We start from the raw sequence: 12,450 nt of genomic DNA, 5'->3' as shown, positions 1-12,450 counted from the left end.
GTTGCACAAAACAGGCGCGCTATATATCCCTGTGGCAATTCACGTGTAACGCGCCTGTTTTGTTAGTTATCTGTCAAGCCGCTGCCAGCGCATTGGTTTTATCCAGATAATATTTACCGATACCGTGCAAGTTCAAAGGCGACAAGGTGAAGTGCTTCGAACCGGTATGAATATCGCGGAAGCAACGTTCCAGAAAGTGCGACTTGTAAACCGCTTTCGAACCGGCCATCGAGAAGATCTGATTGACCGCGTTCACCGAGTTTTCGGTGAGCACTGAAGCCGCCAGGCCGACGCGCGCACTGACCGGTTCACCGAAGGTTTCACCGCGATTGATCACTTGGTGAATCGCGTCTTCGAGCAGCAACTGGGCGGTGTGCACCGAAGAGATCGCCCGGCCGGTTTTTTCGAAAATCACCCCTTCAAGGCCTGGGTCGGCGTTGACGGCGCGGTCGTTGCGGAAGTGGTCGACCGCCGCGCGGGCAACGCCCAGCACGGTGGACATCGCTGCCAGCGTACCGAACTCGTAGTAACCGGTAGCGTAGGCACGCGAGCTGCGCGCTTCGGGCGATTGCTTGAGGCTTTCGGTGTTCAGGGAGAAGGCCTTGTTGACCAGCACCTGCGAACATTCGAAGTGATGGCTGCCGGTGCCGCGCATGCCGAGGGTGTCCCAGGTCGGCAGGATCTTGCACTGGCTGGCCGGCACAAAGAACATCCGCACTTCAGGCGCGGTGTTGTTTTCCGTGCCTTTGACGGTTGCAGTGCAGACCAGCCAGTCGGCATGCGCCGAACCGCTGGCGAACGCCCAACGGCCGCTGAGCAGGTAATCGTCGCCCATCGGCAGCGCTTCGCCACCGGAGTGAATGGCGCCGATCACAAAACCATCGCAGTGGTTGTAGATCGCTTCGGAGGTGCTTTCCGGCAAGTAATCGGAGAGTCGGCCCATGGCCACCTGCACGGCCAGTTGCCAGGACAGCGAAGCGTCATGCCGGGCAAATTCCAGCAACAGCGCCGAGGTGGTCTGAATGTCGACCTGGGATCCGCCGAATGCCCTGGACACTGACGTGCGGCCAAAACCGTCCTTGAAAAATTGAGACATCACGTCCTTGTGCGTCGCGTTCGTCTGCTCGCTGTAATCTCGGTGCTGAACGATCAGCGGGTTCAGTGCACGCACCTTCTCGAGCCATTCATTGGATTCGGAGGGAAGGCTGTTCCATTGCATTAGATTCTTCATAACGGCTCCTAGCTATTATTTATTGAGGGTCAGCAGATGAAAAAACAGACAGAACTTTTATTGTTGTTAAACCCCGGCAAAAATGTACGTCTACAGTCGTACATTGACAAGCGTTATTATCAGACTTCTTGCATATTTTCAGTAAAAGACAACTAACGCTCAAACTAAAACTCAAGGCGCAAAGTGCCCACCGAACTTGCACTGAAGTCACGGCTTGCCCTACCCCATGATTACTTTGAGCCAGCGCGTCGGTCACTGACCTGCGAAAGTGACGCCCAGTCCTGATCGGCCTGACCGTGGGCCATGCCATCGAGCAAGTTGTCCTTCAACACACTGGCAAACGGCAGCGGCACGTGCGCAGCTTCGCCGGCCTCCAGCGCCAGGCGGACATCCTTGAGCCCCAGCGACAGCTTGAACCCGGCGGGCTCGAATTGTTTGTCGACCATCAGTTTTCCGTAGCCCTGATACACCGGCACGGCGAACAGGGTCGAGGTGATCATCTCGATGAAATCCGCGCGACTGATGCCGTAGCCGTTGGCCAGGGTCGACGCCTCGGCGGTTGATTCAATGGCTGCGGCAATCATCAGATTGGCCGAGAGTTTGGCTACGCAGGCGCGTTCTGCGTCTTCGCCGAATGGCCAGGTCTTGCGCCCCAGCACATCGAACAGTGGCTGCACACGCGCCAGCGCCTCGGCATCGCCTGAGGCGAGGATATTCAGATTGCCGGCGGCCGCGACATCCACACGCCCCAGCACCGGCGCCGACACATAAGCCACACCGTGCGCCTTGTGCAGGGCCGCCATTTCCCGGGCGAGGGCGACAGACACCGTGGACATGTTGACGTGAACGCTGCCGGGCGCCAGACCGTCGATGGCGTGGGCATCCAGAAACACCGCACGAATCGCCGCATCGTCGCCCAGCATCGAAATCAGCACCTCGGCGCGAGCCGCGAGCGCCGGGCTGTCGACGGCTTCGGCACCGGCATTGACCAGCGCCTGCAACGGCGCCGCCGAGCGGTTCCACACACGCACCTGATGCCCAGCCTTCAGCAGGTTCAGCACCATCGGTACGCCCATCGTGCCCAAGCCGATAAATCCCAGTTCCATGTCGCGCTCCCGTCTAGATGAGGTGGTCGAAATCCGTTCGAACGATGATGCACAATTGCGATTGTACGTGTACAGGCGTACATTTCAAGTACCGCGACGATTTAACCTTCGCGGCAGGGTTTCAAACATACCCTTTACCCAAGGCAAGGAGGCTTTATGCAATTCGGGATCTACACCGTTGGCGACGTCACACAAGACCCTACCAACGCCCGTACCCCCAGCGAATCGGAACGCATCCAGGCCACCCTGCAAATTGCGCAGAAAGCCGAAGACATCGGGCTGGATGTGTTCGCTACCGGCGAGCATCACAATCCACCGTTCATCACCTCCTCTCCCACCACGCTGCTGGCCTACATCGCCGCGAAAACCCAACGCATCATTCTGTCGACGTCCACCACGCTCATCAGCACCAACGACCCGGTGCGCCTGGCTGAAGAATATTCGCTGCTGCAAAACCTCTGCGGCGGGCGCATGGACTTGATGCTCGGGCGCGGCAACACCGCACCGGTCTATCCGTGGTTCGGCAAAAGCATCACCGACGGGCTGCCGCTGGCGATGGAAAACTATCGCCTGCTGCATCGGCTCTGGCGCGAAGAAGACATCAACTGGAGCGGTCGTTTTCGTACCCCGTTGAACAACTTCACCTCCATTCCCCGGCCGCTGGACGACCTGCCGCCCTTCGTCTGGCATGGCTCGATCCGCACCCCGGAAATCGCTGAACAAGCGGCGTATTACGGTGACGGCTTTTTCGCCAGCCACATCCTCTGGCCGCGCGAGCATTTCATGGCCCTGGTCGAGTTCTATCGGGCGCGTTTTGCCCATTACGGCCATGGCACGCCGGAGCAAGCCATCGTCGGCCTTGGCGGGCATATTTTCATGCGCCGCAATTCCCAGGATGCCCGCCGCGAGTTCCGTCCCTACTTCGACAATGCGCCGGTGTATGGCCACGGTCCATCCCTGGAAGAGTTCATGGAGATGACCCCGCTGGCCGTTGGCAGCCCGCAGGAAATCATCGACAAGACGCTGACCTTCCGCGAGTACTTCGGCGACTATCAGCGCCAGCTCTTCCTGTTTGACCATGGCGGCATTCCGTTGAAAACCGTGCTGGAACAGCTCGACATGTTCGGCAAGGAAGTGCTGCCGGTGCTGCGTGAAGAAACCCGCAAACGCCGCTCGCCGCTGGCCGCCGAAGCACCGACCCACGCCAATCGCCTGGCACATCTGCAATCGCTGCAGATGCCGCCAGCCGACTCACACCCGAACGCTAAAACGCCACAAGCGGACAGCGTAACCGGCCACTAAAACCGCAGAGAGCGAGCTTGCTCGCCAGTGCGCTCGTGCGGGGTGTTGACCCTGCCGAGCGCTTGGCGCGCGCACTCACTACTACTGAAACACGTGAACAATCAGGCCGCGCCCTTCAGCGAACGCTGGGCATCCAGCACCGTCAGCACGTCATCGTTGATCAGTCGTGCCAGATACTGACCGTAACCGGTCTTGCTCATGCTCCCCGCCAGCACCAGCAACTGCGCGTCATCGATCCAGCCCTTGTTGTAGGCAATCTCTTCGAGGCAGGCGATTTTAAGGCCCTGACGTTTCTCGATGGCCTGGACGAAATTGCCGGCCTCCATCAACGCGTCGTGAGTCCCCGTGTCCAGCCAGGCCATGCCGCGGCCCATCACCGACACGTTCAATTGCCCACGTTGCAGATAGACATTGTTGACGTCGGTAATTTCCAGTTCGCCGCGCGGCGACGGCTTGATCTCGGCGGCAATGCGCAGCACTTCGTTGTCGTAGAAATACAGGCCGGTAACGGCGAAGTTGGACTTCGGCTCACTCGGTTTTTCACAGATGCTCAGGGCCTTGCCGCTGGCGTCGAACTCCACCACGCCGAAGCGTTCCGGGTCCGCCACGTAGTAGCCGAACACGGTCGCGCCCTCTTCGCGGGTCGCAGCCTGCAACAGCGTTTCACCGAAGCCGGCGCCGTAGAAAATATTGTCGCCGAGCACCAGGCAGACGTTGTCGTCGCCGACAAATTCGCGACCGATGATGAACGCCTGGGCCAGGCCGTCCGGGCTCGGTTGCACGGCGTAACTCAGGCTCAGGCCCAACTGGCTGCCGTCACCGAGCATGCGCTGGAAGCCCGGCAGATCTTCGGGAGTGGAGATGATCAGGATCTCGCGAATTTCCGCCAGCATCAGCACCGACAGCGGGTAGTAGATCATCGGTTTGTCATACACCGGCAGCGACTGCTTGGAGACGCCCAAAGTGATTGGATGCAACCGCGAGCCAGCGCCGCCCGCCAACAGAATTCCCTTGTACTTGGCCATGCCTGTTTCCTTTTCAGCAATAGATGACTGACGCCAACCGGCGTCATTGAACGGGGGGTGATGTCAAGCCACGTGGGCTTCTTGCAACTGGTCGCCGAGACGTTCGAGGGCGTAGGCGCCGGAGATCACACGAATCCACCAGGCGCGATTGTCGAGGTACCAGTCGACGGTTTTTTTCATGCCGCTGTCGAAGGTTTCCTGCGGCGTCCAGCCCAACTGCGCGTGGATCTTGCCGGCATCGACGGCATACCGTTTGTCGTGGCCCGGGCGATCCTTGACGAAGGTGATCAGGTCGCGGAAATGCGCGACCCCGGCCGGTTTCTGCGCACCCCGCGCCTCAAGCAGATCGCACACGGTGTGCACCACTTCAAGGTTGGTTTTTTCGTTGTGGCCACCGATGTTGTAGGTCTGCCCCACTTCACCGTTGCTGACCACGGCATAAAGCGCACGGGCGTGATCTTCGACAAACAGCCAGTCGCGAATCTGCGCACCATCGCCGTACACCGGCAGCGGCTTGCCTTGCAGTGCATTGAGAATGACGTGCGGAATGAGTTTTTCCGGGAAGTGGTACGGCCCGTAATTGTTCGAGCAATTGCTCATCACCACCGGCAGCCCGAACGTGCGGTGCCAGGCGCGTACCAGATGATCCGAACCGGCCTTGGTCGCCGAGTAAGGTGAGCTGGGCGCATAGGCGGTGGTTTCGGTAAACGCCGGATCTTCAGGCTCCAGATCGCCGTACACCTCGTCGGTGGAAATATGGTGGAAGCGGAACGCCTGCTGACGCGCAGCGTCCAGACGGTTCCAATAACCGCGTGCGGCTTCGAGCAGGGTGTAAGTGCCGACGATGTTGGTTTCGATGAAGGCTTGAGGGCCATCAATCGAACGATCCACATGGGATTCGGCCGCCAGATGCATCACCGCGTCCGGTTGCAGGCGCGCGAAGAGTTCGTCCAGCGCCGGCTTGTCGCAGATGTCCACCTGGCAGAAACGGTAACGCGGCGAGTCCGCGATTTCAGCCAGCGACTCCAGATTGCCGGCGTAGGTCAGTTTGTCGACATTGATCACTTCGCACTCGGTTTCATTGAGCAGAAACCGCACCACTGCCGAGCCGATAAAGCCCGCGCCCCCTGTCACTAAAATTTTCATCAGCGCCTCCCCTGGCAAAATGATGATTCACAGTCCTTCGATGCTGCCCGCCTTCAGGGGCGGGTCAGTTCAGCAATGCCACCCAGTATTGCGACAGGCCTTGCTCAAGAATCAGCAGCGTCTGGATGCAGACGAAGCTTTCGTCGGTGGTCGCCGAGGTCGAGTTGAGCGGGCCGAAACCACCGTCCTGTTTCTGGTGCGAGGCGATCCAGTCCTTCGACGCCTGTAAATGCGTCGGCTGCGCATCGAGCAGGTACATCGCCGCAATCGCCATATACGTGCCGACCAGACTGACCGCTTTGCCCGGCCGATAGTGGAACGAGCCATTGGCCAATTGCAGGCTCTGCAGCCACTCCACGGTCTGCCGCGCATCGACGAGGCGGCGGTCGAGAATGAACAGCGTGGACACCACGCGGTACACCGAAAACGCATCCGCTGGATAACCCGGCTTGTTGCCGAATCCGCCGTCGGCCGAACGGCAACGCAAGGCGAACGCCATTACCGCTTGCTCATCCACGGCCTTGGCGCCCAGCGCGTGCAGCGACAGCACCGCAAGGTTGGTGTGCCAGATATCGGAGCCGAAACCCGCGACGTCGCCGAACCCGCCATCGCTGTTCTGGCACGCTTGCAGGTAGCGCACACAACCCTCGATATCGCCCGGCAAGGCACCCAGCACACGCAACGACAACACCGCGCAGTACGTGGCAAAGACATCACTCAAGTGCCCCGGCTGTTCGGCAAAACCGCCGTCGATATTTTGCGAGGCCTGGATGCAATCGATCAGGCTCGCCTTGTTTTCGATTGGCAGACCCAGTGCGTGCAGGTCGCAGATCACATGCAGGCCGGAAAACACCTGCCAGGTCTTGTCGGCGCGAAAGCCCAGCGGCGTGGTTTCGGCAGTCAGGCCGTAAGGGGTCTGAGTCGACGCCCGGGCCTTGGCCAGCCACGCGAGATAACGCTGCAGATCGACATTGATCGACGGTACGCCGCGCGGATGAATGTCCTGCACGTCGCCCTGCCCATCAATGACCTCCAGCTCGCGGCTCACCCGCTCGGCGTCGTCGTGTGCCGGCGTAATCGTTACCGGCGCGATGGACTGCAAGGCATGCGCCGCGGCCAGTTGGGTTTTCAGGCTCTTCAAGTGCAACGGCAAGTACGTCAGGTTGCCGATGCTGAAAATCCCTGGCTGACGCGGCGGCGCCCAGAACTGACGAATGAACGGCACGGTCGGGTCATCGGGCGTCGACCAGAAATAGCCTTTGCCCATGAACAGCCCACCGTTGCGGGTGTCGTGAAACTCCAGCAACGCAGCCGTCACCGAGGCCCGGTCACTCTCGCTCGCACCGCCCGGCAACGCCTGGATCGCCTGCATCAGCAACGCCACGTCGTACGCTGTCTTGATCGGAAATGGCGACTCATGACGTTTGTACGACGTGTGCCAATCGCAGCGGACCTTGCCGTTGATGCCGACCCGGTCCCAGTAGCCGCCGTAAGCCGGATCGCGGAACAGTGCCAACGTTTGCAGCACAAACGAGCGCGCCAGGTTCGACAACGCGTTGTCGTCACGCACGTTGGCCAGACGCGCCAGCACCAGGCTGACGTGTGCTCGCACCGCGCAACGGCTCAACGCAATATCAACGCAAGACTCGCTGTCGCTGCCGGCCACCCGGGCGATCAGGTTTTCGGCGTGCACCTGCAAATGCCCGAGCAAACCGAGGCCCAAAGGCTCGTTACCGATGTGCGCCAGCAGTGCCGTGGCGCTGATGTCGAGGTCGATCGAGGTCGCCAGGTCCAGCGGCGTCGACCAGTCGCTGCTGTACACGCCAGCGACGGTAGACCGGGCATAAAGCGCTTCGACCTGCTCCAGCAGACCGGCAATCGCCGCGCGGTTGGTGACGTCTTCCGGCACCCGCCGTTGGTAGGCGATCAATGCCGCCAGCGCATCCAGTTGCAGCGCCAGGGTTCTGCAGCGACCGGAGCCGTGCGGCGTCCAGTAGCGATCGGCAAGTTCGTGAAAACCTGCATTCAGAGCATCGTGCAGACGCATCAGCCCGGCATGGGCAAAACGCAGTTGTGCGTCATCGCCGTGTTCGGCCTGATACAGCGTTGCGTCGATCTGATCCTGCAACTGCTTGTCGCTGGAAATCGCGACCTGCCCACTGGCATCGGTGACGGCAAAAAAACCACCGAACTCGATGTCCTTGAGACCTTGATCAAATAGAAACTGCGGATGCAGCGCCATGGTGAATCCCTCTTCCTTGAGGTTAAGCCGCTTTGCTTTCGGTCAATGGCACAACAGCGCCGTTGCACAATTCGATGATGCGCGTTGCAGCACGGGCCGCGCCTTCGCCGTCCGGTGCAGCGACCTGTTGATGGGGCGCGTAGTACGCCGCCGACTGGGTGTCTTTCTCCAGCTCGCTTTGCACCAGTTCGACGAGGCGGTCGCGATCGTGTCCCAGGTGTGTCGGAAAACCGAGCAGCTCCAGACGACGCAGGGCTTCAAGCTCGTGGTACTCGGACTTGGACGGCAGCACGAACAAGGTCGGAATGTGCAGGGCGGCAATTTCGGTGACGGTGATCCATCCCGGCGCCGAAATCAGCAGGCTGGCTTCGCGCAACAGGCCCATCCAGTCGGGGTAGTAAGGCACGCACACCACACCGTCCTGGGCGGCGATATCCTGACGGCCGAGCAACACCAGTTTCAGATCCGGATTGCGTTCGCGCAGGACCTTGAAGCTGTCCAGATACGCGGCGAGCAACGCATCCTTGTTTTGCGCAAACATGGTGGTGCCGCTGATCGACGCGACAATGAACGGCGAATCGCCAAGGTTCAGTTGCTCGCGCACGTTCAGGCCGCTCTGCACATTGATGTCGCGAATCATCGGCCCGACAAAGTGCGCCTTGCCGCTGAGCAGCGCTTCGGCGACCGGCGTGCCCTGATCCAGAGAAGCCACGTACGGCTTGTCGGTCAGCACCAAGTGGCTCTGGTTGATCATCCAGTTGAACTGGCTGTGCAGTGCGGTGCGAGCCCGGGCCATTTCCAGCGCATTGACCTCGAAGCCGCCGTCGGCCAGGTCATGGTCTTCCAGCTGACACAGGGTGAAGTCATAGCGTTCGGTGACGAACACCAGCGGCGTACCGCTGAAAATCGCCGCCAGACAGGCCGCCATGTTGTAGTCCGAGACCAGTACAGTCGGTTTGTATTCGGCGATCAGCGCCAGATAAGAGAGAATTCGCTCACCCGACAAGAAGGTATTGGCGATATAACCGCCGATGTAATTGGCCCAGTCGAGTTCTTTCGACAAGTTGCTCTTTTTCGAGTAATCGACCAAACGACCGGCAATATCCACCACCTCGACACCAGACTTTTCAAACAACGGTGTAAACGTCGGCTGCAACGAAGCCAGCGCCACGGTCAGGGGCATGGCCGGACACTGCTTTTTAATCGCCTGAGCGATCGACAGCGCACGCATGTTATGACCGGAACCGGTTGGATTGGGGGCAAATAAAATCATTCTTGAATCTCCATTAGTTGAACAACGCCATGAACCACAGTGTTTTCCAATACATCCCTTATAACCACTGAGTGGGGATTTATAACTGCACCATCACCGACATTCAGTGGACCTACCAAGAGCGCGCCTTCACCAATCACGCAACGACTTCCAATCCGCACCGGGGCTTCTTCCCAAGGCAGCGAGCGGAATGAATGGTCGTGAGTTGAAGCCACAATCGTGACGTTGTCCGCCACTTCGCTGAACACGCCGATCGACACGCCGCCAGCGGCTTCGATGACCACACCTTCGCCGAGCCGGACACCCGTACCGAGTTCGATGCCGCCCAGTTGCGACATCCCGCCCTGACGGCTGCTGCGCCCGATCAGAATGCAATCGCGGGCGATTTCCACCGACGCACCACCGCGTAATTCCGCGTCAATCAAAGCCTCGTCGCTGATTTCCCAGGTCGCTGTGTCGGGGTTCAGCGATTTGAGCCGGGAGACCGACTGCGTTGAGCGATCAAGCATCGAAGGCAAGCCGGAACGGGCTCTTTCCCGCACTTTCGCCAACACCTGCTGGGGGCTCGGGCGACCGTCCTCGACCACCGAACGGAAGCCGATAAAGCGTGCCGGACGCCCAACCATGATGGCGTCGGCCGGCACATCTGCCGTCACCAGGGCACCGGCGGCGATCACTGCGCCAGCACCAATACTGACACCTGCGTTGACGGCGACCTTGGCGCCGAGCCAGACATTTTCGGCGATGCGGATCGGTGCCTGCGCGGTGCCGCTGCATTGCACACCCGTGGCCAACATGCTGGATTGACCGATCGCGGCAAACTGCACATCGCAGCGAAAACCGATAAAACAGTCATCCGCCACCTGAACATTTTGCAACCGAGTGCCTGCTCGCACCCACACATGCCGGCCGAGCACACTGCAACTGTCAACGGAGGTTGAAACTTCAATTACATTTACGTCGTCCACAATCTAGCCTCATTCCATGATGCCGAGCACAAGTGATTTTATGCGCGCAGAAATACCGCGCACGCCGTCAATCAATGCAGATCAATCATTAACGATTTATTTAAATGCTTATCTCAAAGCACGCATGACATTGCGCCTGCGCACTTATTAACTGACTGTTCCATTCAATTATCGTTATTCATTAACGACAGGTGAAAGTTCACACTTGGGCCAATCGCCAAGTCTGTTGTCGGTCCGAGAAAAAGCGAGTTCAAGTCTGTCCGTGACTCAGGTGTAACTCCATCAGGGTGGGAATGTCCTTTAGTACGAATGTTATAGTACAGACGATTTTCTTTTGCAATAGGTGTCCGAATGGTTATCTCGTTTTAGTCTAAAAATTTATTGAACTTTTATGGGGCAAGACTGTATTAAATTCGTCATATATGCACAGCATTGGTGCAAATCCCCGGCTTTACGAGAAATTTCCGCTCAGCGCTCCTAAGCATCCCGAGGTCGACCCCAGACATCTGGGCTGCTTCACCAGACGTTAGGGTGATGATTCAACTCGTCCTTTGTCTGGAGCTACCATGTCCGCCCCTATCACCGTTCTGCGCGACACCCACCCGCTGCCGGTACTCGACGCCTGCAAATGGGAAAAACTCGAAGGCGACCCGCACACCGTTAACCTCAACGCCTATACCAGCGAAGACGGCAGCAAGATCATGGGCACCTGGATCTGCACACCGGGCAAGTGGCGCGTCGAATACGTGAAGTGGGAGTACTGCCATTTCCAGGAAGGCTACTGCGTGATCACCCCGGACGGCATGGCGCCGATCCACCTGCGCGCTGGCGACATCTTTGTGATTGAGCCGGGGATGACGGGGACGTGGGAAGTGGTCGAAACCGTGCGCAAGTATTTCGTGTTTGCCTGATAAAGCAAAAGATCGCAGCCTGCGGCAGCGCCTACATGGGAATGTGTTTCTGTAGGAGCTGCGGCAGGCTGCGATCTTTTTTTGGCACAAAAAAGCCGGGAGATCACCCGACGTGATGTCCCGGCAACACCTACTGCAAATTTCTTGACCCCACCCCAATGATCCCTGTGGAAACAGGAACCCTGTGGCGAGGGGATTCAGCGAAACGTCGCACCGCCCCGCTCGGCTGCGCAGCAGTCGCAAAACCTGAGCACTCGGTTTACCTGACCCACTGTAGGGGGCTGCTACGCACCCCAACGGGGATAAATCCCCTCGCCACAAAAAGCCCTTTCACCTCAGGTTTTTGAAGAGTTACTGCGGTTTGCGGTAGCTGTTGATAATCGCCGAGAAGTCTTTCCCGCCTTCCCCTCGCTGACTCATCGCCTGATACAACTGCTGCGCCACCGCGCCGAGCACCACTGGCTGGTGCGCCTGACGCGCCGCTTCCGTTGCCAGGCCTAGATCCTTGAGCATCAGCTCCGCACCAAAACCACCGGTATAGCCACGCGAGGCGGGCGCCGTTTCGACGATGCCGGGCCACGGGTTGTACATTTCCGAACTCCAGCAACGCCCGGTCGAACTGTTGATGATCCCGGCCAGCACCGAGGTATCAATCCCCAGCGCATCGCCCAGCGCCATCGCCTCACTGACACCGACCATCGAAATCCCCAGCAGCAGGTTGTTGCAGATCTTGGCGATCTGCCCGGTGCCGACGTCACCGCAATGCACGATGTTGCGGCCCATCTGCGCCAACACCGGTTGCAGGGTGGCAAACAGTTCCGGGGTGGCGCCGACCATGAAGGTCAACGTCCCGGCGGTCGCGCCACCGGTGCCACCGGACACCGGCGCATCGGCCACGGTCACGCCGTGCTTGGCGGCAGCGGCGGCGACATCGCGCGCCGTCTGCGGATCAATCGTGCTGCAATCCACCGCCGGCACGCCTTTGCCGATGCCGGCCAGCACGCCATCTTCACCCAGCCAGACACTGCGCACATGCACAGCCGCCGGCAGCATGGTGATCACCAGCTCTGCATCCTCGGCGGCCTCACGCGCCGAAGCGCGAATGGTGCCACCCAGTTGTTCCAGTTCCGCCAGCACGGTTTTGTTCAGGTCGACCAGGTTCAGCGAATGGCCAGCCTTGATCAGGTTGCGCGCCATCGGCGCGCCCATGTTGCCCAGCCCGATAAATGCGATTTTCATGGCCATT

At 59.4% G+C, this 12,450-nt stretch carries 10 protein-coding genes; 2 read left to right on the top strand and 8 right to left on the bottom strand.

The window, feature by feature from the left end; genetic code table 11:
- Positions 1-73: 73 nt before the first annotated feature.
- The gene (locus tag EJA70_RS06225) at positions 74-1,231 is read right to left on the bottom strand and encodes an oxidoreductase (RefSeq protein ID WP_158830163.1); all 1,158 of its coding nucleotides are present in this window, start codon (positions 1,229-1,231) and stop codon (positions 74-76) included.
- Between the two features lie 230 nt (positions 1,232-1,461).
- Positions 1,462-2,337 carry an NAD(P)-dependent oxidoreductase gene (locus EJA70_RS06220; protein ID WP_158830162.1) on the bottom strand — a complete coding sequence of 292 codons (876 nt, stop codon included), beginning with the start codon at positions 2,335-2,337 and terminating at the stop codon, positions 1,462-1,464.
- A 156-nt stretch (positions 2,338-2,493) separates the two neighbouring features.
- Here EJA70_RS06220 and EJA70_RS06215 point away from each other — a divergent pair, with 156 nt between their 5' ends.
- On the top strand, positions 2,494-3,639 hold the full coding sequence (locus tag EJA70_RS06215) for an LLM class flavin-dependent oxidoreductase (protein WP_158830161.1): 1,146 nt from the start codon (positions 2,494-2,496) through the stop codon (positions 3,637-3,639).
- 101 nt (positions 3,640-3,740) lie between these two features.
- Here EJA70_RS06215 and rfbA read toward each other — a convergent pair whose 3' ends face one another.
- The 5 genes from rfbA to EJA70_RS06190 form a co-directional block, all read right to left on the bottom strand.
- Positions 3,741-4,664, bottom strand: a complete 924-nt coding sequence (rfbA, locus tag EJA70_RS06210; RefSeq protein WP_158830160.1) for a glucose-1-phosphate thymidylyltransferase RfbA — start codon at positions 4,662-4,664, stop codon at positions 3,741-3,743.
- Positions 4,665-4,727: 63 nt separating this feature from the next.
- Positions 4,728-5,810, bottom strand: coding sequence for a dTDP-glucose 4,6-dehydratase (gene rfbB / locus EJA70_RS06205; RefSeq protein ID WP_158830159.1), 1,083 nt, complete (start codon positions 5,808-5,810; stop codon positions 4,728-4,730).
- A 64-nt stretch (positions 5,811-5,874) separates the two neighbouring features.
- Positions 5,875-8,052: a prenyltransferase/squalene oxidase repeat-containing protein gene (locus EJA70_RS06200; protein WP_158830158.1), complete on the bottom strand. Its 2,178-nt coding sequence runs from the start codon at positions 8,050-8,052 to the stop codon at positions 5,875-5,877.
- 22 nt (positions 8,053-8,074) lie between these two features.
- Positions 8,075-9,325 carry a hypothetical protein gene (locus EJA70_RS06195; RefSeq protein WP_158830157.1) on the bottom strand — a complete coding sequence of 417 codons (1,251 nt, stop codon included), beginning with the start codon at positions 9,323-9,325 and terminating at the stop codon, positions 8,075-8,077.
- Positions 9,322-10,203: a DapH/DapD/GlmU-related protein gene (locus EJA70_RS06190; protein ID WP_256677630.1), complete on the bottom strand. Its 882-nt coding sequence runs from the start codon at positions 10,201-10,203 to the stop codon at positions 9,322-9,324. The genes EJA70_RS06195 and EJA70_RS06190 overlap by 4 nt, the downstream gene beginning before the upstream one ends.
- Positions 10,204-10,859: 656 nt before the next feature.
- On the opposite strand from EJA70_RS06190, the gene EJA70_RS06185 reads away from it, so the two are divergent.
- Positions 10,860-11,204, top strand: coding sequence for a cupin domain-containing protein (locus EJA70_RS06185; RefSeq protein ID WP_158830155.1), 345 nt, complete (start codon positions 10,860-10,862; stop codon positions 11,202-11,204).
- Positions 11,205-11,555: 351 nt separating this feature from the next.
- Here EJA70_RS06185 and mmsB read toward each other — a convergent pair whose 3' ends face one another.
- The gene (mmsB, locus tag EJA70_RS06180; RefSeq protein ID WP_158830154.1) at positions 11,556-12,443 is read right to left on the bottom strand and encodes a 3-hydroxyisobutyrate dehydrogenase; all 888 of its coding nucleotides are present in this window, start codon (positions 12,441-12,443) and stop codon (positions 11,556-11,558) included.
- Positions 12,444-12,450 lie beyond the last annotated feature (7 nt).

The organism is Pseudomonas sp. PB103 (genome assembly GCF_009764635.1).
In the GTDB taxonomy this organism is placed as follows: domain Bacteria; phylum Pseudomonadota; class Gammaproteobacteria; order Pseudomonadales; family Pseudomonadaceae; genus Aquipseudomonas.
Note: the sequence above shows the minus strand (reverse complement) of the source record. Positions and strands in the feature narration are given on the sequence as shown.